The 21,586-nt window shown below is 67.8% G+C and carries 22 protein-coding genes and 1 riboswitch; of the genes, 16 read left to right on the top strand and 6 right to left on the bottom strand.

Annotated features, from left to right (window positions below):
* Nucleotides 1–25: 25 nt before the first annotated feature.
* The 4 genes from OLX23_RS19150 (at nt 26) to OLX23_RS19135 (ending at nt 2,280) form a co-directional block, all read left to right on the top strand.
* Nucleotides 26–832, top strand: coding sequence for an SDR family NAD(P)-dependent oxidoreductase (locus tag OLX23_RS19150; protein WP_264446647.1), 807 nt, complete (start codon nt 26–28; stop codon nt 830–832).
* A complete protein-coding gene (locus OLX23_RS19145) occupies nt 825–1,472 on the top strand; it encodes a glutathione S-transferase family protein (protein ID WP_264446646.1) in 648 nt (215 codons plus the stop codon). The genes OLX23_RS19150 and OLX23_RS19145 overlap by 8 nt, the downstream gene beginning before the upstream one ends.
* Nucleotides 1,469–1,780, top strand: coding sequence for a winged helix-turn-helix transcriptional regulator (locus OLX23_RS19140; protein ID WP_264446645.1), 312 nt, complete (start codon nt 1,469–1,471; stop codon nt 1,778–1,780). Before OLX23_RS19145 ends, OLX23_RS19140 begins: the two co-directional genes overlap by 4 nt.
* Nucleotides 1,781–1,869: 89 nt before the next feature.
* Complete coding sequence (locus OLX23_RS19135) at nt 1,870–2,280, top strand: cupin domain-containing protein (protein ID WP_264446644.1); 411 nt, start codon at nt 1,870–1,872, stop codon at nt 2,278–2,280.
* Nucleotides 2,281–2,310: 30 nt separating this feature from the next.
* On the opposite strand, the gene OLX23_RS19130 is transcribed toward OLX23_RS19135, so the two are convergent.
* Nucleotides 2,311–3,219 carry a formylglycine-generating enzyme family protein gene (locus OLX23_RS19130; protein ID WP_264446786.1) on the bottom strand — a complete coding sequence of 303 codons (909 nt, stop codon included), beginning with the start codon at nt 3,217–3,219 and terminating at the stop codon, nt 2,311–2,313.
* A gap of 162 nt (nt 3,220–3,381) precedes the next feature.
* A riboswitch (cobalamin riboswitch) is annotated at nt 3,382–3,618 on the top strand.
* Between the two features lie 241 nt (nt 3,619–3,859).
* Between OLX23_RS19130 and cobG the strand changes: the two genes are divergently transcribed.
* Genes cobG through cobJ form a run of 4 tightly spaced genes read left to right on the top strand, consistent with a single transcriptional unit; the run spans nt 3,860 to nt 7,090 of the window.
* Complete coding sequence (gene cobG / locus OLX23_RS19125; protein ID WP_264446785.1) at nt 3,860–4,993, top strand: precorrin-3B synthase; 1,134 nt, start codon at nt 3,860–3,862, stop codon at nt 4,991–4,993.
* Nucleotides 4,993–5,622 (top strand): precorrin-8X methylmutase, encoded by a 630-nt coding sequence (locus OLX23_RS19120; protein WP_264446643.1) that lies wholly within the window; start codon nt 4,993–4,995, stop codon nt 5,620–5,622. The genes cobG and OLX23_RS19120 overlap by 1 nt, the downstream gene beginning before the upstream one ends.
* Nucleotides 5,619–6,344 carry a precorrin-2 C(20)-methyltransferase gene (gene cobI / locus OLX23_RS19115; protein ID WP_264446642.1) on the top strand — a complete coding sequence of 242 codons (726 nt, stop codon included), beginning with the start codon at nt 5,619–5,621 and terminating at the stop codon, nt 6,342–6,344. The genes OLX23_RS19120 and cobI overlap by 4 nt, the downstream gene beginning before the upstream one ends.
* Entirely contained in the window at nt 6,341–7,090 is a 750-nt protein-coding gene (cobJ, locus tag OLX23_RS19110) for a precorrin-3B C(17)-methyltransferase (RefSeq protein ID WP_264446641.1), read from the top strand. The genes cobI and cobJ overlap by 4 nt, the downstream gene beginning before the upstream one ends.
* Here cobJ and OLX23_RS19105 read toward each other — a convergent pair.
* Nucleotides 7,066–7,815 carry a cobalt-precorrin-6A reductase gene (locus tag OLX23_RS19105; protein ID WP_264446784.1) on the bottom strand — a complete coding sequence of 250 codons (750 nt, stop codon included), beginning with the start codon at nt 7,813–7,815 and terminating at the stop codon, nt 7,066–7,068. The two genes, cobJ and OLX23_RS19105, sit on opposite strands and share 25 nt — an antisense overlap.
* Between OLX23_RS19105 and cbiE the strand changes: the two genes are divergently transcribed.
* From cbiE to cobF, 5 genes are read left to right on the top strand one after another with little or no spacing between them, the layout of a single operon-like run.
* Nucleotides 7,814–9,022, top strand: a complete 1,209-nt coding sequence (cbiE, locus tag OLX23_RS19100) for a precorrin-6y C5,15-methyltransferase (decarboxylating) subunit CbiE (RefSeq protein ID WP_264446640.1) — start codon at nt 7,814–7,816, stop codon at nt 9,020–9,022. The genes OLX23_RS19105 and cbiE overlap by 2 nt on opposite strands.
* Nucleotides 9,004–9,384: a cobalamin biosynthesis protein gene (locus OLX23_RS19095; protein ID WP_264446639.1), complete on the top strand. Its 381-nt coding sequence runs from the start codon at nt 9,004–9,006 to the stop codon at nt 9,382–9,384. Before cbiE ends, OLX23_RS19095 begins: the two co-directional genes overlap by 19 nt.
* Complete coding sequence (cobM, locus tag OLX23_RS19090) at nt 9,381–10,166, top strand: precorrin-4 C(11)-methyltransferase (RefSeq protein ID WP_264446638.1); 786 nt, start codon at nt 9,381–9,383, stop codon at nt 10,164–10,166. The genes OLX23_RS19095 and cobM overlap by 4 nt, the downstream gene beginning before the upstream one ends.
* Nucleotides 10,163–11,485 (top strand): cobyrinate a,c-diamide synthase, encoded by a 1,323-nt coding sequence (locus OLX23_RS19085; RefSeq protein ID WP_264446637.1) that lies wholly within the window; start codon nt 10,163–10,165, stop codon nt 11,483–11,485. Before cobM ends, OLX23_RS19085 begins: the two co-directional genes overlap by 4 nt.
* Nucleotides 11,482–12,237, top strand: coding sequence for a precorrin-6A synthase (deacetylating) (gene cobF / locus OLX23_RS19080; RefSeq protein ID WP_264446636.1), 756 nt, complete (start codon nt 11,482–11,484; stop codon nt 12,235–12,237). Before OLX23_RS19085 ends, cobF begins: the two co-directional genes overlap by 4 nt.
* Here the strand turns inward: cobF and OLX23_RS19075 are convergent.
* Together OLX23_RS19075 and OLX23_RS19070 are read right to left on the bottom strand one after the other, a co-directional pair.
* A complete protein-coding gene (locus OLX23_RS19075) occupies nt 12,230–13,063 on the bottom strand; it encodes a TauD/TfdA dioxygenase family protein (RefSeq protein ID WP_264446635.1) in 834 nt (277 codons plus the stop codon). The genes cobF and OLX23_RS19075 overlap by 8 nt on opposite strands.
* 119 nt (nt 13,064–13,182) lie before the next feature.
* Nucleotides 13,183–15,660, bottom strand: a complete 2,478-nt coding sequence (locus OLX23_RS19070) for a TonB-dependent receptor (RefSeq protein WP_264446633.1) — start codon at nt 15,658–15,660, stop codon at nt 13,183–13,185.
* 344 nt (nt 15,661–16,004) lie between these two features.
* On the opposite strand from OLX23_RS19070, the gene OLX23_RS19065 reads away from it, so the two are divergent.
* Nucleotides 16,005–16,850, top strand: coding sequence for an IclR family transcriptional regulator (locus tag OLX23_RS19065; protein WP_264446632.1), 846 nt, complete (start codon nt 16,005–16,007; stop codon nt 16,848–16,850).
* Between the two features lie 8 nt (nt 16,851–16,858).
* Here the strand turns inward: OLX23_RS19065 and OLX23_RS19060 are convergent, their stop codons facing one another.
* On the bottom strand, nt 16,859–19,207 hold the full coding sequence (locus OLX23_RS19060; protein ID WP_264446631.1) for a transketolase: 2,349 nt from the start codon (nt 19,205–19,207) through the stop codon (nt 16,859–16,861).
* A gap of 110 nt (nt 19,208–19,317) precedes the next feature.
* Here OLX23_RS19060 and OLX23_RS19055 point away from each other — a divergent pair, with 110 nt between their 5' ends.
* The gene (locus OLX23_RS19055) at nt 19,318–19,791 is read left to right on the top strand and encodes an Lrp/AsnC family transcriptional regulator (RefSeq protein WP_264446630.1); all 474 of its coding nucleotides are present in this window, start codon (nt 19,318–19,320) and stop codon (nt 19,789–19,791) included.
* Between the two features lie 42 nt (nt 19,792–19,833).
* Here OLX23_RS19055 and OLX23_RS19050 read toward each other — a convergent pair whose 3' ends face one another.
* Nucleotides 19,834–20,583: an enoyl-CoA hydratase/isomerase family protein gene (locus OLX23_RS19050; RefSeq protein ID WP_264446629.1), complete on the bottom strand. Its 750-nt coding sequence runs from the start codon at nt 20,581–20,583 to the stop codon at nt 19,834–19,836.
* A 184-nt stretch (nt 20,584–20,767) separates the two neighbouring features.
* Between OLX23_RS19050 and OLX23_RS19045 the strand changes: the two genes are divergently transcribed.
* Entirely contained in the window at nt 20,768–21,535 is a 768-nt protein-coding gene (locus OLX23_RS19045) for an SDR family NAD(P)-dependent oxidoreductase (protein WP_264446628.1), read from the top strand.
* Nucleotides 21,536–21,586 lie beyond the last annotated feature (51 nt).

Genomic DNA, 21,586 nt, shown 5'->3' with positions numbered 1-21,586 from the left:
TACTCCCTCCCCCAGGAAACCTGACATGACACAGACCTCAAAAGGCATCGCCCTCGTCACCGGCGCGTCCTCGGGCATCGGCGCGATCTATGCCGACCGCCTGGCCCGGCGCGGTTACGATCTGATCCTCGTCGCCCGCGACAAGGTGCGGCTCGAAGCCCTGGCCGCGAAGCTTCACGGCGAGACCGGCCGCACGGTCGAAGTGCTCGCCGCCGATCTGGTCGATCCCGTTGCCGTCGATGCGCTGGCCGACCGGATCACTCGCGAGCCGCGGCTGACCTTGCTGGTCAACAACGCCGGCATGGCGCTGCACGGCACGCTGCTCAGCGCCGCCCCCGAAGAACTGACGCGGATGATCGCGCTCAACATCACCGCGCCCACCCTGCTGACCCGCGCCGCGATCCACGCCTTCGGCGAGCACGGCGGCGGCAGCGTGGTCAACATATCCTCGATCCTCGCGGTCGCGCCCGAGATCCTCGACAGCGCCTATGCGGCGACCAAGTCCTACCTGCTCTCGCTCGGCCAGGGACTGCTCAAGGACGCGGCCGAGCGCGGCGTTCATATCCAGTCGGTGCTGCCCGGCCCGACGCATACCGAGTTCTGGGAACGGTCGGGCAACGATGTCACGATGCTGCCGCCCGAATGGGTGATGGATGCCGAGGATCTCGTCGATGCCGCTCTGGTCGGGCTCGACCGCAAGGAAGCCGTGACGATCCCGCCGCTCCACGACACCGCGGACTGGGACGCGATGCAGACGAAGCGCCTCGAACTGCACGCGCAACTCGCGCGCCGCCAGGTCGCGCCGCGCTATCGGGAAGCGATCGATGCCTGAGGCGACGGATCGACGGTTCGAATTGCTCGGCGCCGAGACCGGGAATTGCCTGCGCGTGTCGGTCGCGCTCGAGGTGCTCGGCCTGCCCTATGCGGCGGTGCCGGTCGATCTTCGCCGCGCGGAACATCGCAGTCCGGCGTTTCTGGCGATCAATCCCGACGGACGCGTTCCCGTGCTCGTCGATCGATCGCAGCCCGAAGCGCCGCTCACGCTGACCCAGTCGAACGCGATCCTGTTCCATCTGTGCGATCTGCAACCGGGCGCCCTGTTGCCGGTGGAAGCCGGCCCCGCGCGTTCGATTGCCCTCGAGCGGTTCTTCTATTTCGTCACCGATGTCATCGCCCCCAACGGCAATGCCTTCTTTCTGAAGCATCGGGTCAAGGCTGAGGGCGCCGATCATCTGGCCCAGCGATCGATCGAGGCGATCGTCGCGTCGGAACGGTTCCTCGATGACGGATATATGGCCGGCGATGCCTTCTCGCTGGTCGACATCGCGGCGGTGACGGTCATCCGCGCGAGCGCCGACCGGCTCGACTGGCCAAGCCTCCCGCGACTGCGATCCTGGTTCGAAACCGTCGTGACCCGGCCGGATGTCCGCAGGGGGCTTGCCGCCTTTGCCAGTCCGGGATCGAATATGTGAAGGAACCGCAGAAGGACGGCGCGAAAGACGCCTTCGCGCTGATCGAGCGGCGCTGGTTGCTACGGATCGTCGCGTGCCTCATCGCTGGACCACGGCGCTTCGCGGACTTGCGCGCGGCGATGCCGATAGTCAGCGCCAAGATCCTCACCCAGCGCCTGGAGGAAATGATCGAGGCGGGACTGGTGGTGCGCGACCGTTTGAGCGCCCAAACCAAGGTTCAGGTCTATGCGCTGACGGATAAGGGCGCCTCGCTGGAGCCTGCGATCGCCGCGCTCAACGCCTGGGGCTCAACGTTTCAATCGGACTGAACCGCTTCGGTGGAATCGGCTCTTGCCGGAATTCTCCTAGCTGCTGAAAATCCTCGTCTTCCGACAAAGAGGATTGGCCCTTGCCCGCAATGCAACCACCCCGTCGCGTCGTCACCGGACTGGATGCCGACGGGCGCTCGACAGTTATCATCGACGGCCCGGCGCCGAGCGTCATTTGGTCGGCCCCCGATTGCCCGGCCGACAACGACGGCAACGCCGATGCCGGCAATGATCAGTTTGACTTCCCCGAAACGGGCACGAACTGCATCTGGGTCGATATTCCGCCGGGTGGCGGCACGGAAATGCACGCGACCGCGACGATCGACTATCTCGCCGTCCTGTCGGGCGAGATCACGCTCGTGACCGAAACCGGCAAGACGGTCCTCCGCCCCGGCGACATTCTCGTCGATCGCGGGGTCGTCCATGCCTGGCAGAACGAGGGCACGGTCCCCTGCCGCATCCTCGGGACGCTCGTCGCGGCCAAGCCGATAGTCCGCTAGGCGAGGACCCGATCGAGCGGACTTTCCGCGTCAGCCGCGCACGATGCAGCGGAAGCCGACATGGCCGGTCGTGGTGTCGACCGGCTGGGCATAGCGCGCCGCCGGGCGGTAGCGCTGGCAGTAGTTCTCGGCGCAGAGATGCGATCCGCCCTTGAGCACCTTGCGCGGCATCCTGGCAGCATCGTGCTTGACGATCGAGCCGCCGCGGGTGCCGCCGCGCGGATTGGCGGGAACACAGCACGATCCCTTCGCCTTCCGCTCGACCTTGGGCTGGGCGTACCAGTCGGCGGTCCATTCCCAGACGTTGGCGATCATGTCGTAGAGACCGTAACCGTTGGCCGGATATGTGCGCACCGGCGAGGTGCGCAGCCAGCCGTCGGTCAACTGGTTGGCGAAAGGGAACAGCCCCTGCCAGTAATTCGCCAGCATCGCACCCTGGGGCGCCAGTTCGTCACCCCAGGCGTAGTCCACGCCGTCGAGCCCGCCGCGTGCGGCGAATTCCCACTCGGCCTCGGTCGGCAGCACCTTGCCCGCCCAGGTCGCATAGGCCTCGGCATCGGCATGGGCGACGTGGACCACGGGGTGGTCCTCGATCCCTTCGATCGAGCTGCCAGGGCCGGTCGGCGCGCGCCAGCTCGCGCCGAAGCGGAAATGCCACCAGCTCGGCACGCCGGTGTCGACCGGACGGTCGGTCATCTCGAAGACGGCCGAGCCCGGCTGCGCCAGCGCCGGATCCATGCCCGGATAGTCCTTGGGATCGGGAGCGGTCTCGGCCAGTGTGACGTATCCCGTCGCCGCGACGAATTCCGCGAACTGGGCATTGGTGACGGGCGTCTCGTCGATCCAGAACGGATCTACGCGCACACGTCGCACCGGCGCCTCTTCGGGATAGAAGCGGTCGGAACCCATGGCGAAGGCGCCGCCGGGCAAGTGGATCATGCCTTGGGTGGTCGGGAGCAGATCGATGGTCATCGCCGTCTCGTCGCCGACCGACCGGGGCTTCGTCAAGCCGGGACCCGATCATCGAGACCGAAACCAGCGATCGGTTGCACAGACCGAGGCAAGCCTATAGGGCGCCGCCATTCGGCGCGCGCGAGCGGGCCGGACGAGAATCGCGCCGGTGCCCCGCAAGGGGCTTAATAGGGAACGCGGTGCGGGTGGCCTGCCACCCCAATCCGAGGCTGTCCCTGCAACTGTAAGCGGCGAGCGTGAGGCACATCGCTCTTTCCAAGCGGAAGGAGCCGCCACTGGGCCCGGCGATCATCGCCGGCCTGGGAAGGCCGTGCCGCACACTTTGACCCGCGAGCCAGGAGACCTGCCGGCGTCTGTTCGCTCTTGCCGTGGCCCAGGGGATGGTCAGGGCACGGTGTAATCCGTCTGGGCGACGAACCTTTGCGGCTGGGGCTGCATCGGTGCGTGACGCCAGGCGCTTCCCACGCCCGCCGGCATCACGCAGCGACCGACCGGACGTCGGCAAGCCCCGCCAACGTTGCTCGGTGTGGACGGAGTCGTCGTGAGTCTGCTGCCGCCGCGCCTTTTTTCGGGCGCCAGGTCCGAAACCGGGCTTCCCGATACACCGATCGAGAACGCGCGTGGCAAGCGCGGCTGGTGCCCCGACGCCTGGCGACCGATGGCGGCCGGCGACGGCCTGCTGGTGCGCGTGAAGCCGCGCCTCGGCCGGATCGAGGCCGGCCAGGTTCTCGGCCTGTGCGATGCCGCGCTGCGCTTCGGCAACGGCCTGATAGACCTGACCAACCGCGCCAACCTGCAGATCCGCGGCGTTTCCGAGCAGGGCTGGCCTGCGCTGCTCGATGGCTTGATCGCGCTCGACCTCGTCGATCCGGATCCTGACCGCGAAGCACGGCGCAACCTGCTGATCGCGCCGGACTGGCAGCCCAAAGACGACAGCGCGCGCCTGGCCGAGACGCTGGTCTCACGCCTGGCCGACCTACCGCCGTTGCCGTCGAAGATCGGCTTCGCGATCGATGCCGGACCCGCGCCACTGCTGCAGACCGCCCCCGCGGATTTCCGGATCGAGCGGGCCGCGGACGGCGCCCTGCTGCTGCGCGCGGATGGACGCGCGAACGGCACGCGCGTGACCTTGGACACGGCCGTCGATGCCCTGATCGCGCTGGCCCACTGGTTCGTCGACACCGGTGGCTCCGCAGCCGGGAGGGTCGCGCGTCATGCTGCCGCCTTGCCTGCCTGGGCTGACGGCGACGTTCACGCCGCCCCTGCGCGCGCTCCGCTCGTTGCCGGTCCTCACCCGCTGGGCCAAGCCTTCGGCGTACCGTTCGGCAGCATCAAGGCTCAGGCGCTCCGCCTGCTGATCGAGCGAAGCCGTGCGTCCGCGCTGCGCCTGACGCCCTGGCGCACGGTGCTGCTCGAAGGTGAGCGCCCAGCATGCAGCGAGGGCTTCGTCGACACGCCCGACCATCCCGCGCTGCGCGTCGCCGCCTGCCCCGGGATGCCGGCCTGCCCGCAGGCGACGGTCGAGACGCGTGCACTCGCGCTGCGCCTCGCGCCCCATGTCGCGGAAGAGTTGCACCTGTCGGGCTGCGCCAAAGGCTGCGCGCATCCGGGCACGGCCGAGATCACCGTGACCGGACGCGACGGCCGCTTCGACCTGGCCTTCGCCGCGCGCGCCGGCGATCCGCCGTCACGCGCCGGCCTGACCGCCACTGACCTGCTCGCCGCTTTCGGAGCCGCCTGATGCCCCACATCTATGAAACCGATGGCCAGGCCATCTACCGCCAGTCCTTCGCGACGATCCGCGCCGAGACCGAACTTGCCCGCTTCACGACCGAAGAGGAACGCGTGGCCGTGCGCATGATCCACGCCGCGGGCATGGTCGAACTCGCCGCGCACATTCGTTTCTCGCCGGGCTTCGCGACGGTCGCCGCCGAAGCGCTGGCGGCCGGCGCGCCAATCCTCTGCGATGCCCGCATGGTCTCAGAAGGCATTACGCGGTCGCGATTGCCGGCCGACAATGCAATCGTCTGCACGCTCAACGACCCGAGCGTTCCCGATCGAGCCAAGGCCATGGCCAACACGCGCTCGGCCGCGGCGCTCGAACTGTGGCGACCGCACCTGGCCGGCGCCGTCGTCGCGATCGGCAATGCCCCCACGGCGCTGTTCCACCTGCTCAACATGCTCGAAGACCCGGCCTGCCCGCGCCCGGCGGCGATCGTCGGCTGTCCGGTCGGCTTCGTCGGCGCAATGGAATCGAAGGCTGCGCTGTGGGAGGCGCAGCCCGTGCCCTGCGGCATCGTCGAAGGGCGGCTGGGCGGCAGCGCGATCACCGTCGCCGCGATCAACGCGCTGGCGAGCCCGATCGAATGAACACTGGCACGATCCACGGCGTCGGCCTCGGCCCGGGCGCGCAGGACCTGCTCAGCGTGCGCGCCGACCGGCTGGTGCGCGGCGCGCGCCACGTCGCCTATTTCCGCAAGGCCGGCAAACCCGGCCAGGCGCGCCGCATCGTCGAAGGCATGCTGCGCGACGACGTGATCGAACTGCCGATGGAATACCCGGTGACCACCGAGATCCCGGTGACCGATCCGCGCTACAACGCGATGCTCGCGGCCTTCTATGCCGATTGCACGCAGCGCCTGGCCGCGCTGACGGGCACCGGCGAGGACGTCGTCGTGCTCTGCGAGGGCGATCCCTTCTTCTACGGCTCGTTCATGCACCTCTACACGCGGCTGTCGGGCCAGGTGCCGATCATCGTGGTCCCCGGCATCACCGGCATGTCGGGCGCCTGGACCGCATGCGGCCAGCCGATGACCTGGGGCGATGACGTCCTGACCGTGATCATGGCGACGATGCCCGAGGACGAGCTGACCCGCCGCATCGGCGATACCGACGCGCTGGTGGTGATGAAGATCGGCCGAAATCTCTCCAAGCTGCGCCGCGCGGTGGTCGCGGCCGGGCGGCAGGATCAGGCCTACCTCGTCGAATATGCGGCAATGGCCGAGCAGCGGGTCACGCCGCTGTGCGAGGCGGAAAGCGTCACGCCCTATTTCTCGATCCTGCTGATCCACGGCCAGGGACGCCGGCCATGAGCGGCTGGCTCGCCATAGCCGGCATGGGCCCGGGCGACGCGGCGCTGATCACGCCCGAAGTGACCGCGGCCCTGGCGGAGGCCACCGACATCGTCGGCTATGGTCCCTATGTCTCGCGCGTCACCCCGCGCGCCGGGCTGGCGCTGCACGCCTCCGACAACCGCGTCGAGATCGAACGATCGCGGCACGCGCTGGAACTGGCCGCGGCGGGGCACCGCGTGGTCGTCGTCTCTTCGGGCGATCCCGGCGTCTTCGCGATGGCCGCCGCGGTGTTCGAAACTCTCGAACAAGGCCCCGCCGCCTGGCGCGATCTCGACATCCGCGTGCTGCCGGGGATCACTGCCATGCTGGCCGCGAGCGCGCGCGCCGGCGCGCCGCTCGGTCACGATTTCTGTGCGATCAACCTGTCGGACAATCTCAAGCCCTGGGACCTGATCGAACGGCGCCTGCGCCTCGCGGCCGAGGCCGACTTCGCGATGGCCTTCTACAATCCGCGATCGAAGGCCCGGCCCGAAGGTTTCGCCCGCGCGCTCGAGGTCCTGCGCGAGGCCTGCGGCGGCGAACGCCTGGTGCTGTTCGCCCGCGCGGTCTGTACGCCCGAGGAGAGCTTGCGGATCGTGACGCTCGCCGATGCCCGGCCCGGGATGGCCGACATGCGGACGATGGTCATCGTCGGCTCGAGCCAAACCCGGCTGATCGAACGACCGGGCGCGCCGATCCTCTACACGCCGCGGTCGGCACCATGATCGAGCCAGTCCAGCACCGCACCGATCTCGTGGACTGTGTGCCGTTCGGGCAAGGCGGGCCGGTCGATCATCAGCACCGGCAGACCCAGCCGCCGCGCGGCGATCAGCTTGGCCTCGGCGCCGCTGCCGCCGGCGTTCTTGCAGACGACGAGCTCGATCTCATGGTCCTGCATCAGGGCCACATCGCCCTCGACCGAGAAGGGGCCGCGATCGACAACCAGCGCGTGATCGGGCAGCACGGGTGCTTCCTCGGGCGCATCAACGAAGCGCAACAGGTAGTGGTGCTGCGGCTGGGCGGTGAAGGCGCTGACATGCATCCGGCCGAGCGCGAGCATCACCCGGCGCCGGGGACCGGCCAGGGCTGCGACCGCGGCCTCGATGTCAGGCACATGCCGCCAGCAATCGCCGGCCGCTGGTGCCCATGCCGGCCGGGTCAGCACGATATGGGCAATGCCGGTCTCGGCCGCCGCCGCGACGGCGTGGGCGCTCATCGTCGCGGCGAAGGGGTGGGTCGCATCGACCAAGTGGGTGACCGCCTGCTCGCGCAGATAACGCACCAGTCCGGCGATCCCGCCAAAACCGCCAACCCGGGTCGGCAGCGGCTGCCTACGCGGGTTCGCCACCCGGCCCGCATAGCTGAGCACGGCCGTCGCGCCGCGATCGGCGAGCGCTTCCGCCAGGGCGCTGGCCTCGGTCGTGCCACCCAGGATCAGGATGTTGGGTATGTCGCAAACTCCTGAACGCGCATGGCTGACGATCGTCGGCATCGGCGAGGATGGCTTGTCCGGCCTGTCCGACGCGAGCCGCGAAGCGCTGGCCCAGGCCGAACTGGTCACCGGCCCCGCACGCCATCTCGCCCTCGTGCCCGACCTTAGGTGCGAGCGCCTGACATGGCCAGTGCCCTTCACCGACGGCATCGCGCCGCTGTTGGCGCAGAGGGGACGTCGCGTCGTGCTGCTGGCCTCGGGCGATCCGTTCTGGTTCGGCGCGGGCAGCGTGATCGCGCGCGAGCTCGAGCCTTGGGAATGGACCGCCTGCCCCGCGCCCTCGACCTTCGGGCTCGCCGCGAGCCGGCTCGGTTGGCCGATCGAGGATACCTTGTGCCTCGGCCTCCACGCCGCGCCGCTCGCGAGGCTGCGTCCGCACCTCGCGCCGGGCCGACGCGCGCTGGTGCTGGTGCGCGACGGCAAGGCCGTGGGCGAGCTATGCCGCTATCTGGACGAACGGGGTTTCGGCGCTTCGGCGGTCACGGTGCTCGAAGCGCTCGGCGGACCGCGCGAACGCGTGCGCGAGGCGACGGCTGCGACCTTGGCCTTCGACGACATCGTGCATCCGGTTGCACTCGGCATCGTCTTCGCCGGCGACGGCGTAGTCCTGCCCGCAGCCGCGGGCCGTCCCGACGACTGGTTCGAGCACGACGGCCAGATCACCAAGCGGCCCGTGCGCGCGCTGACACTCTCGGCGCTCGCGCCGCGTCCCGGCGAAACGCTGTGGGACATCGGCACGGGATCGGGTTCGATCGCGATCGAATGGCTACTCGCTCATCCGACGACCCAGGCGATCGGTTTCGAGGCGAATGCCGAGCGGGCCGCGCGTGCGCGCGCCAATGCCGCCGCGCTCGGCGTCGATCGGCTCCGCGTGATCGAAGGCATGGCGCCCGCTGTGCTGGCCGATCAGCCCTCACCCCAGGCGGTTTTCATCGGCGGCGGCCTCAGCGCCGAACTGCTGCAAGCTCTGGCAGATCGTCTCGCGCCCGGCACGCGGCTGGTGGCCAATGCCGTAACGCTCGAATCCGAAACGCTGCTCGCGCAGTGGCATGCCGAGCGCGGCGGATCGCTGCTGCGCATCGACCTGGCCCAGGCCGCGCCGCTGGGCTCGCGCCGCGGCTGGCAGGCCAGCTATCCGATCGTGCAGTGGAGCGTGACGCTGTGATCGTCGCGGGCTTCGGCTTTCGTCAGGGCACGGCACTGCCAGAGCTGCGCGCGGCGCTGGATCTGGCCCAGGCAGATCTTCCCGCGGTCGAGGCCCTCGCCACGCCGCGCGACAAGGCTGCCGGTCTCGCACCGCTCGCACAAACGCTGGGCCTGCCGCTGATCACCGTCGACGAGGCCGCGCTCGAAACGCAGCAGACGATCACGCAATCGTCGGCCAGCCTCGCCGCCCGCCGCACCGGCAGCGTTGCCGAGGCGGCCGCGCTCGCCGCCGCCGGCCCCGGCGCGCGACTGCTCGGACCGCGCCACGTCTCACCCGATCGCATGGCGACCTGCGCCATCGCCCAAGGAACCCCGTCATGACCGTTCACTTCATCGGCGCCGGCCCCGGCGCGCCCGACCTGCTGACCCTGCGCGGTCGCGACCTGATCGCGAGCAGCCCGGTCTGCCTCTATGCCGGATCGCTCGTGCCCGAAGCCGTGCTCGGTCACTGCCCGCCTGGCGCGCGGATCGTGAACACCGCACCGATGGCGCTCGACGACATCATCACGACGATCCGCGAGGCGCACGAAGCCGGGCACGATATCGCGCGATTGCATTCGGGCGACCTGTCGGTCTGGTCGGCCATGGGCGAACAGCTGCGCCGGCTGCGCGCGCTGGACATTCCCTTCACGGTGACTCCCGGTGTGCCCGCTTTCGCCGCCGCCGCCGCGGCGCTGGAGGCCGAACTGACCCTGCCGACGATCGGCCAGTCCCTGGTGCTGACGCGCACGCCGGGTCGCGCCAGCTCGATGCCGGCGAATGAGAGCCTGACGCGCTTCGCCGCGACCGGCGCAACTCTGGCGATCCATCTGTCGGTCCACAACCTCGCCAAGGTGGTCGCAGACCTGCTGCCCGACTACGGCGGCGACTGCCCCGTCGCGGTCGTCTATCGCGCGAGTTGGCCCGACGAGCGGATCGTTCGTGCCACACTCTCGACGATCGAGGATGCGCTGGCGGGAAGCATGGAGCGAACCGCACTGATCCTCGTCGGCCGCGTGCTCGACAGCGACAGCACCGCCGAAAGCAGCCTCTACGCGGCGAGCTACGATCGCCGCTTCCGGCCGCAAACCGCGGGCTCGCGCTTCGCCGGCGGGGACGAATGAACGCACCGCTGCCCCCGGGCCTGCTGATCACGGCGCCTGCTTCGGGCACGGGCAAGACCACGGTGACCTTGGGCTTGCTCCGCGCGCTGACCGAGGCCGGCGTCTCCGTCCAGCCGTTCAAGAGCGGGCCCGACTATATCGACCCCGCCTTCCACCGCGCCGCCTGCGGCCGCGCCTCGTTCAATCTCGATAGCTGGGCGATGTCCGACGCGCTGCTCGATGGCATCGCGGCGCAGGGCCACGAGGCCGACCTGCTGCTGATCGAAGGCGCGATGGGCCTGTTCGACGGCGCTGCCCGATCGGGCGCAAGCGGCGTGGGAGCCAGCGCCGATCTCGCGCGCCGGATGGGCTGGCCGGTCGTGCTTGTGGTCGATGCTTCAGGACAGGCCCAGTCGACTGCGGCGGTCGCGCACGGCTTCCGCACGCTCGACGGCGCCGTGCCCTTCGCCGGGGTGATCCTCAACCGCGTGGCGAGCCCGCGGCACGAACGGCTGGTGCGCAGCGGCATGGAAGCCGCGGGCATCCGCGTGTTCGGCGCCCTGCCCCGCCGTCCCGACCTGACCCTGCCCGAGCGTCATCTCGGACTGGTCCAGGCCATCGAGCACCCGGGTCTCGATGCGCTGCTGTCCGACTACGCGGCGATGATCCGCGCGCATGTCGACCTGCCGGCGCTTCGGCAGGCCGCGGATGCGCGCGCACGTCAGGCGGCCGCGGCAGTGACGATTCCGCCCCCTGCCCAGCGCATCGCTTTGGCGCAGGACGCCGCCTTCTCGTTCACCTACCCGCATCTGCTGGCCGCCTGGCGGTCGAGCGGCGCGGAAGTGCTGCCATTCTCGCCGCTCGCCAACGAAGCGCCGCCGCCCAAGGCCGAACTGGTCTGGCTGCCGGGCGGCTATCCCGAACTGCACGCCGGGCGTCTGGCCGCCGCCGAGACCTTCCTCACCGGCCTTGCTGCGCATGCGACGACACGGCCGGTCTATGGCGAATGCGGCGGCTATATGGTGCTCGGCGAAGGCCTGATCGATCGCGATGGCGTGCGGCATCGCATGGCGGGTCTGCTGGGGCTCGTCACCAGCTACGCCGATCGCCGGCTCCATCTCGGCTATCGCCAGGCGCGCCTACTCGCCCCCGCTGCCGGCTTTGCTCAGGGCACGCGGCTGCGCGGGCACGAGTTCCACTACTCGACGATCGTCGCGCAGCCCGATGCGCCGCTGGCCGAGGTCACCGATGCCGAAGGCGCGGTGCTGGCCGAGAGCGGATCGCACCGCGGGCAGGTCGCCGGCAGCTTCTTCCACCTGATCGCACCGGATCCAGCATGATCGACCTGCACCTGATCGGTATCGGCACGGGCAATCCCGAGCACCTGACCCTGGCCGCGATCACGACGATGAACGACGCCGACCTCATCCTGCTGCCGCGCAAGGGCGATCGGAAGTCCGACCTGATCGACCTGCGCCGCCTGATCTGCGAGACCGCGCTGACCGGCGCGACACGCGTGGTCGAATTCGATCTGCCCGAGCGCTCGGCAGACCTGCCCTACATCGACGCCGTCCACGGCTGGCACGACGCCATCGCCGAGGCCTGGGCCGCACAGATCGCCGCGCACCTGCCGAGCGGCGGCAAGCTGGCGCTGCTGGTATGGGGCGATCCGTCGCTCTACGACAGCACGCTACGCATCGCCGAACGTCTGATCGTCGGCGGAATGGATATGCGCATCCGCGTCGTGCCAGGCATCACCAGCATCCAGGCCCTGACCGCCGCCCACGCGATCCCGCTCAACACGCTCGCCTCGCCGGTGCTGATCACCACCGGCCGGCGTCTGCGCGAGGAAGGCTGGCCCGACGCGGCCGACACGCTCGTCGTCATGCTCGACGGCGATTGCAGCTTCCAGAGCCTGCCGCCCGAGGGCATCACGATCTGGTGGGGCGCCTACCTCGGTATGCCGCAAGAGGCGCTGGTCCAGGGCGCGCTGACCGACGTTGGCGGCACCATCGCGGAAACCCGCGCCGCGCTGCGTCGGCAACACGGCTGGATCATGGACGTCTACCTGATGCGGAGATCGCTCACATAGGGGCTTGGATGGCTTCGTCACCGACCAGGGTGAACCGATGGAGCAGCCGACCGGAGGTCGGGTCGAACGGCCGGGCGCGATGGAGCGTCCCGGTGTTGTTCCAGATCACGAGATCGTTCGCGCGCCAGGAATGGCGATAGATGAAGGCCGGATCGTTCATGTGGCTGCGCAGGCGGCACAGCAGATCGTAGCTGTCGGCCGGATGCATGCCTTCGACATGCGAAACCGCCACCCCCAGCATCAGCGACTTGCGACCGGAAGCATGCTGCCAGACCAGCGGCTGGCGCGCGGGCGGGCGCCGGCGCCAGGCCGCGATCTGCGCGTCGGTGGCATCCGGGTTCGCGGACAGGCCCGAGGTCGTGGCCGAGTGGAAGACGTGCAGACCGTCGATCAGGCTGCGATCGCGCTCATCGAGCGCTTCGTAGGCGGCATAGGCGTTGAGGAATTCGGTCTCGCCGCCGTCGCCGGCCAGATGGATCGGGCGGAAAGAGCCGCCGAAGCAGGGGACCGTCTGATTGTGATGGCCGTCGAGATGCCAGAACAGCGTGCTGGCAAAATAGGCGGCGTATTCGGGGCTGATCCGCGCGTCGATCGTGACGTTCTGCAGCTCGGTCCCGTCGTTGTCCGACTGGATCGGGCCAAGCGTGGCGGTGATGTCGCGCTGCTGATCGGTGGTGATCTCGAGATCGCGGAACACCAGCACGCCGCGATCGACGAGCATCTCGCGCAAGGCCGCGGCATGGACGCCGTCGATCAGATCGCCGGTATTGGCGCGAACCTCGGTCGCGATCAGCGTGTTCAGATCGCGTGTGACTAGATCGGCCATTCTGTCCCTCCACTCCCGTCGGGGATGATCACCCGACGAGCCCGGTCTTGGGAAGCGCAAAATGGTGGTCGAGGCAGGATCGCGGCGAACGTCCGGTTCGCCGCGATCCCACCGATTTGTTACTTCCCGAAGCTGTAGCGCAGCCGCAGGCCGTACATCCGCGGTGCGCCGAGCGGGCTGTTCACGAAGCCGCTCGAATCCCCGACGGAGAGGTAGTAGACTTCCTTGGTCACGTTGGTGACGAAGGCCGAAAGGTCGATCGGCGAACCCGCCACCGACTTCCAGTTCAGGTTGAAGTTGAGCAGGTCGTACGACGGCAACGTGCCGAACGCGGTCTGCAGCACGTACTGCGAGCCGACGTGGGTGAAGTTGCCGCCCAGGCTGATCTCGCCGACTTCCTCGGGCAGCGGCAGGGTATAGGTCGCCGACACCGTGTACTTGTGCTTCGGCGTGAACGGCAGCTGCTTGCCCACCACCAGCGGGATGAAGCTGTTGTAGGGGCTGCCCACCGGGAACACCGGATCGGTCACCGCCTTCAGCTTGCTGTCGATATAGGCATAGCTGACGTCGAGCTTCAGGCCTGCGACGGGGCCGATGCCGGCTTCGACCTCGACACCCTGGATGCGCGACTTGCCGACATTGACGATCGCCGCGTTGGGCGGCGCGATCGCGATGGCCGGTGCCGGAGCGCGGGTATCGAGGAAGCCCTGCTGCAGCTGCTGGTTCTGGAAGTCGTTGTAGAAGCCCGAGACGTTGAAGAAGCCCGGAACGCTGCCGCGCCAGCTGGCCTTGCCGCCGATCTCGTAGGTATCGACGCGCTCGGGCTCGAAGGTCTGGAAGCCGCCCGCGCCGAGCGGGTTGGTGCTGCCCTGGCGATAGCCGCGCGCATACTTGGCATAGACCATGACGTCGTTGACCGGCGTGTAGTCGAGGCTGATCAGCCAGGTCGGTGCATCGCTCTTCTGCTCGAGGTTCTGGTAGCACTGCTCGGGGCTGGTGATCTGCTGCGTGCGCGGCACGACCAGCGGATTGGCGCAGAGCCGCGAGGTGACCTGGCCAGCCGGGCTGAAGGTGTACTGTGCGTTGTAGGCGCGGCTCTTCGTAACGTCCCAGGTATAGCGGATGCCGCCGGTCAGCTTGAGCTGTTCGGTCAGCGCGAAGGTCGCCTGGCTGTAGATGCCGTAGTCATAGTACGACGAACGATAGCGCTGGATCGACATCGAGCCGCTGGCGCCGCCGATCGAGGGCAGTGGCGAGACGCACTGCAGCGCGAAGCGGTCGGTGCAGGTCAGGTTCGAGGCGGCCCAGACGTCGTTGTAGCCCAACGGATTGCTCAGCTCGACATAGGCGCCGGCCTGCCAGGTCAGGCGCTCGCCGAACGAGCCCTGGAACTGCAGTTCCTCGGTGAAGTTCTCCTGGTCCGCGATCGTGCCGCCCGGGGGCGAGAACGCGGTGTTGAACGAGGTGCGCGAACCGGCGAAGGCGCCCGACGAGACGGTGCCCGTGCCCGTCGAATTCGGGAAGGTCGCGGGGACGATCCACAGTGTGCCGAAATAGTCGGCGTTGGCGGCCTGCTTGATCTGCGAGTAGCTGGCGATGTTCTTGACCGTCAGCGTGTCGCTGGCCTGCCAGGTCGTCGTGTTGATCACCTGCCACTGCGTCATGCGGTTGTAGACGCCGTCGGCCGACAGCTCGACCGCATAGGGGCTCTGCCCCGCGAGCCGCTGGACCTGCTGTTGGCACAGCTGCAGCAGCGGATAGCGCCCCGCGGCCGGGTTGCAGGCGCGGATCGCCTGGAGCTGGCCGTTGGTGTCCGAGTGGCTGTAGGAGACGATCGTGTAGTTCTCGAGCGTCGGGGTCAGCTCGGCGACGATCGAGCCGCGCACCGCCCAGTAGTCGGTGTCGTTGAAGTCCTTCGGACCGACGCCCGACACGTTCTTCATGTAGCCGTCGCGGACCATGCGGTCGACGCCGAGGCGAACACGGAAAGTGTCGCTGAGCGGCAGGTTGAGCACGCCCTGGAAGCGGCGCATGTCGTAGTTGCCCACCGAACCCTCGACATAGCCTTCGAGGTCCGCCGTCGGCTTCTTGGGCACCAGCAGCACGGCACCGCCGGTGGTGTTGCGGCCGAACAGCGTACCCTGCGGGCCCTTGAGCACCTGGACGTTCTGCAGGTCGAAGAAGCTGCCGGGTCCGGCACCGTCGCCGGTCGCGATCGAGTTGCCGCCGCCGCGCGGAGCGACCACATCGGCAAAGTAGACGCCGACCGAGGCCGTGGTGCGCGCTTCCTGCGAGAAGCCGCGGATCGCGAAGCTGGTGTTCTCCGAACCGTAGCGCGCGTTGGCGCTCAGCGAGGGCGTGTAGGCGGCGAGATCGGTGGCATTGACGACGTTGCGGTTGTCGATCTGGGCCTGGTTGAAGACGGTGATCGAGATCGGCACGTCCTGGAGGCGCTCTTCGACGCGGCGGGCCGTGACGATGATGTCGGCGCCGTTCTCGGCCGCGGCATCGTCAGCCTCCTGCGCGAAGACCGGCGCGGCCATGCTGAGGCCCAGGGCCGTTCCGACATAGACACACGATTTCAGAAGCTTATTCATGAATTCTCCCTGAGGTAACTGTTCTTGCGCAGCCCATGCGGCCGCTCTCCGAGCCGTTGCCGAAACTGTGTGCGGACTTTCAGCTCACCAATTCCCTCTCCCTCGCCGCGCGCCTTCCGTCGGGCGCCGTTCGATGTCAGTCGCCTACATATCCGAACGATAAGACACAATAGCGAATTATCCTTCATTAAACCGAAGTAACTTTCGGTTCATCGCACGAGCCAAGCTCCTGCGAGAGCAAGCCACAACGGGCGTTCCGTCGTTCATCCGCCTCGTGCCGCGCTCAATCGGGTATCGCCCGCACGCGCTTTCCATCGGCCGCGCTTGCGCATATCCAGCAAGGCATGTCCCAGGCTTCGCCGGCGGTCCGGCGCGTCATCGCCGTCCTGAACTTCTTCGCGGATCACCCGGGGAGCGCCTTCACGCTCACCGATGTCTCGCGCGCGCTGAAGATCAGCCAGGCCACGACCCACGGCCTGCTCGCCGGGCTGGTCGAGGGCGGCTATCTCTATCGGCTCAGCGACAAGCGCTACCTGCCCGGCCCCGCGCTCGTCGCCATCGGCGAGACCGCGCGCGAGCATTTCTCGCCGCTCCGGGTCGTCCAGCCGGAAATGCGCCTGCTCGCCGACCGCTACGACGCGATCTGCACCGCGGCGTTCCGCGAACACGACGACGTCATCGTGCGCGCCCGCGCGGCGGCGCTCTCGCACCTGGGGATCGCCCATCCGCGCAACGAGCGCTTGCCGCTCCTGCCCCAGTTCGCCGCGCTGTTCTTCGCCTGGGCGTCGCCCGACGAAAGGGCCGCCTGGCTGGACCAGTTGTCACCTGCCCCGACGGCCGCGCAGTGCGAGGCGATGGATCGCGGCGTGGACTTCATCCAGCGCCATGGCTTCATGCTGGCCGTGCGCAATCCGGCCTCCACGACGAATGACGAGTCGTCGCGCTGGATTTTCGAGCAGAGGCATACCAACGCACCGATGGTTCCGGCGACGGAGATCGAGGCTCAGGCAAGCTACGAAGTCGGCTTCATCCAGGTTCCGGTCCGCGGCGTAGCGCGCGAAGTCGCCTTCGTCGTCGGGCTCACCGGCATTCCCGGCCAGGTCAGCGGTGCCCAGGTCATCGAGATTGGCGAAACGATCCGCGCCGCTTGCGAGCGCGTGGCCGGTTTCCTTACCCGCTCCACGACATAGTTGCCGGACTATCCGAGGAACAGTTCCGCCGCAGCGTCGATGATCGCTTCGGCATCGAGCCGATAGGTGCGGTGCAGGTCGGGCAAGTCGCCGGTCTGGCCGAAACGGTCGGTGCCCAGCGGGCTGACACGCATGCCCGCGACGCTGCCGAGCCACGACAGAGCGGCAGGCGATCCGTCGAGCACGGTGACGAGGCCGGCGCCCGGAGCCAGTGCTGCGAGGAGGCTGTCCGCATGACTGGGCTCCGGCCGCTCCCCTCGCCAGCGCGCGGCCCGGCGCGCCGACCAGCCGCGATGGAGCAGATCGGGTGACGTCACGTTGAGCAGGCCCAGTCCGGGCAGGTCGTCCGCCAGTTGCGTCCAGGCATCGAGCGCCTCGGGCGCGACCGCACCGGTGAAGACGATCGCGGCCTCGGCCCCTGGTGCCGGCCGCTTCAGCCAGTAGCCGCCCTTCAACGCATCGGCCTGCCAGTTCGCATCCGCGCGCTCGATCTGCGCGATCGCGCGGGTGCTGAGCCGCAGGTAAATCGATCCGCCGTCGCTGGCCTGCATGTGCTCGAAGGCATGCTCCATCAGCAGGGCGACTTCATCCGCCCAGGCCGGCTCGAAATAGGTGAGCCCAGGCTGGCCCATGCCGATCAGCGGCGTGTTGATCGACTGGTGCGCACCGCCCTCGGCGGCCAGGGTCAGCCCCGAAGGTGTGCCGACCAGCAGAAAGCGCGCATCCTGATAGCAGCCGTAGTTGAGCGCATCGAGCCCGCGGGCGATGAAGGGATCGTAGACCGTCCCCACCGGCAGCAGCCGCGTGCCGAAATGCGGCGCGGCGAGGCCGAGCGCGGCGAGCAGCAGGAAGAAATTGCTCTCGGCGATACCCAGTTCGATATGCTGCCCGGCTTCGTGCGCCGACCATTTCTGCGCCGAGGGGATGCGCGCTTGCTGGAACACGTCGGCCAGTTCCTGGCGACGAAACAGCCCGCGCTGGTTGACGAAGGCACCGAGATTGGTGGTCTGGGTGACGTCGGGCGCGGTGGTGACGATACGGTCGGCAAGCGGCGCGCCCGACTTGGCCAGATCGAGCAGAACGCGGCCGAAGGCGGCCTGGGTCGATTGCTGCTCGCCCGGCGGCACGGGGAGATGCGGCACGGGAACGACCGCGGCGGCAGGCTCGGCCGGCTTGCGGGCGATGGGACTGTCGGCGACGAAAGCTGCGAGCCGCGCCGAGACATTGGCACCGAGACCACCCCAGGGCTCCCATTCGCTGCCTTCGGCGATGCCGAGATCGCCGCGCAGTTGCGCGATCTGCGCGGGGTTCATCATGCCCGAATGGTTGTCCTTGTGCCCGGCGAGCGGCAGGCCGAAACCCTTGACCGTATAGGCGATGAACAGGGTCGGACGGTCGTCATCGGCGGCATCGAAGGCATCGATCAGCGTCTCGAGGCAGTGCCCGCCGAGATTGGTCATCAGATGGGCGAGCTCGGCATCGTCGAACTGGCCGAGCAGCTTGCCGACTTCGGGCAAGGTGCCGATGTCGCGCAGCAGTCGCTCGCGCCAGGCCGCCCCGCCCTGATAGGTCAGCGCGGCGAATTCGGCGTTGGGGCAATTGTCTATCCATTCCTCGATCGCCCGGCCGCCGGGGCGCCGAAAGGTTTCGCGCTGCAATTTGCCGTGCTTCAAGGTCACGACGCGCCAACCACAGGTCTCGAAGATGTCGTCGAACCGGCGGAACATGCGATCGGCGGTGGTGCTGTCGAGCGACTGGCGGTTGTAGTCGACCACCCACCAGCAATTGCGCAGATCGTGCTTGTAGCCCTCGATCAGGCATTCGTAGATGTTGCCCTCGTCGAGCTCGGCATCGCCCATCAGCGCGATCATGCGGCCGGTATCGCCCGTGCCGAGCTTGCCGTGCGCCGTGAGATAGTCCTGCACCAGGCTGGAGAAAGCCGTCACCGCGACACCGAGGCCGACCGAACCGGTCGAGAAGTCGACAGGGATCGCGTCCTTCGTGCGCGAAGGATAGCTCTGCGCCCCGCCGAGCCCACGGAAGCGCTGCAACCGGTCGAGCGACTGCTGGCCGAGCAGGTAGTGGATAGCGTGCAGCACGGGGCCGGCATGCGGCTTGACCGCGACCTTGTCCTGCGGCCGCAGCGCGTGGAAATAGAGTGCGGTCATAATCGCCGTCATCGAGGCGCAGCTGGCCTGGTGGCCACCGACCTTGAGGCCGTCGCGCTTGGGGCGCAGGTGGTTGGCGTTGTGGATCGTCCAGGACGAGAGCCAACGCAGCCGTGTCTCGATCAGTTCGAGCGCTGCGACGGTTTCCTGGCGATCATTGGCGATGGCATTGGCGGTGGCGATGTCCATGCCCGAGGATAGCCCGCGAACACGCGGCAGGTCCTTGCGAAGAAGATCGCCTATCCGGTATAATTTGGCATAACTTTGCACTCATATCCAAGATCAAAGCAAAAAATGCCATGATTGACGAGATCGACCACAAGATCCTCCAATACCTGCAAGCCGATGGACGGATGTCGAACCAGGAGCTTTCCGAGCGGGTCGGCCTGTCCCCGAGCCCCTGCCTGCGCAGGCTGCGCCACTTGGAGGCGAGCGGGGTCATCCAGCGCTATGTCGCGCTGGTGGAACCTTCGACGGTGGGCCTGGGCGTCACGGCCTTCGTGCGCGTCCGGCTCGATCAGCAGGACGACCGCCACCTCGCCGTGTTCGAGGCAGCGGTTTCGGAGTTCGACGAAGTCATGGAATGCTATCTGATGACCGGTGAGGCCGACTATCAGTTGCGCGTGCTCGTCGGTTCGCTCGGCGAGTTCGAAGATTTCCTGCGCCATCGCCTGACGCGCATCGCCGGCGTGGCGCAGGTCACGACCAGCTTCGCCCTGCGCCCCGTGGTCTACAAGACCGCCCTGCCCGTCACCGGCCGCGACAAGCGATGAGCCTGCGATGGCAAGAGCCCCGCAAGGCGAAAAGAGTGCGTTTCACCCCGACTTCTGGGGCCGCTTGCTTGCAATCATCGCCGCGAATTCCGGACCGTGACCGGGGCTGTGATGCAGTTCCCAGGCGTTCCCCGCGGCAAGGCTCAGACCGTCGGTATCGGTCATCAGCTTCTTGATCTCGCGATTGGAGCGCGCGCTGTTGCCGGCGATGTCGGCGCAGAGCGCATCGACGTAGCTATCGAGCTCCGCATCGGGCACCGCGTGGTTGGCCAGGCCCATCGCCGCAGCCTCGCTGCCCGAATAGGTCCGCGCGCTGAACATCATCTCCTTGGCCTTGGCCATGCCGATGCGACGCGGGAGGCGCTGCGTCAGTCCCCAGATCGGGACGAGATCGAACTTGGAATGGGTATCCGCGAAGCGCGTAGTTTCGGCTGCGACGATGATGTCGGCTGCCAGCACCAGCTCGAGGCCCCCCGTATAGCAATGGCCGCGCACTTTCGCGACGACCGGAAAGGGCAAGGTCGCAAGGCGCTCGACCAGTCCGTTCTCGAAACGCTCGGTTGAGGCTCCGCTCTCTTCCCCCGAGGCGAGATCGTCGAGGTCGTGCCCCGCACAGAAGCTGCGGCCGGCCCCTTCGAGGATCATGCAGGCGACCTCGGCATAGTCGAGCCGGTCGAGATGCGCGGCGATCTCGTGAAACATCGCGATGTTGAGCGCATTGAGCTTGTCGGGCCGATTGAGCGTCAAACGGCAGATCCGGTCATTCAGCTTGCAGGTGACATTCTCGGTCAAGGCTGGTCCTCGTCGATTGGCTGACCGCGCCACCGTTACACGGTCGGGCGCGCTGCGACTTCTCCCTGTGAGATATCGATCTGTTGCGAGCCGGCAAAGCCTGTCCTTGCGGGGTGCCCGGCACCGCGATTGACCCGCGCCTGACCACTCGCTACCAAAATGACGAACAAAGGGAGAGAGCCAGATGAGCGGTGTGTCCGGACGCCTTGCGGGCAAGGTGGCGATCGTCACGGGTGCAGGTCAGGGGATCGGCGAGGCCATCGCTGCTGGCTATGCCGCGGCAGGGGCGAAAGTGATCATCACCGGCCGAACCCAAGGCAAGCTCGACGCGGTCGTGGCGAGGATCACCGAAGCCGGCGGCACCGCCATCGGCATCGAGGCACTGGCGGGCAATCGCGAACACGCGCGGCGGACGGTGAACCGGGCCATCGCCGAGTGGGGCCGCATCGACGTCCTCGTGAACAACGCACACACCTTTACCGACTATCTGCCCATCGAAGATCCGAAGATGGAGGAGAACTGCGGCACCGATCTGCAGTCGGCTTTCTTCGGCTCGCTGCAACTCATGCAATTGTGCTTTTCGCACATGGTGGCTCAGGGCGGCGGATCGATCATCAACATGGGTACCGGCTATTCGATCCGCTGCGAACCCGGCTTCCTCGCCTATGCCGCAACCAAGGAGGCGATCCGGGTGCTGACCAAGACCGCCGCGAAGGAATGGGGCAAGCACAAGATCCGGGTGAACACGATCCTGCCTTCGGCACTCACCCCAAAATCGATCTGGTATCTCGAGGACAGCGGCACCTACGATCTCGAACTGGCGAAAGTGGCCATGGGTCGTTTCGGAGAGCCTAAGGATATTGCGCCGACGGCGATCTTCCTGGCGAGCGACGACGCAGATTTCGTCACGGGCCAGACGATCGGCGTAGAAGGCGGCACCACCATGCTCTGACGGCCAAAGGACTTTGCGCGCGCGTCGCAAAGAAGTATCTCGAAATAAACG

Origin of the sequence: Novosphingobium sp. JCM 18896, from assembly GCF_025938095.1 — a bacterium.
Lineage (GTDB): Bacteria > Pseudomonadota > Alphaproteobacteria > Sphingomonadales > Sphingomonadaceae > Novosphingobium.
Note: the sequence above shows the minus strand (reverse complement) of the source record. Positions and strands in the feature narration are given on the sequence as shown.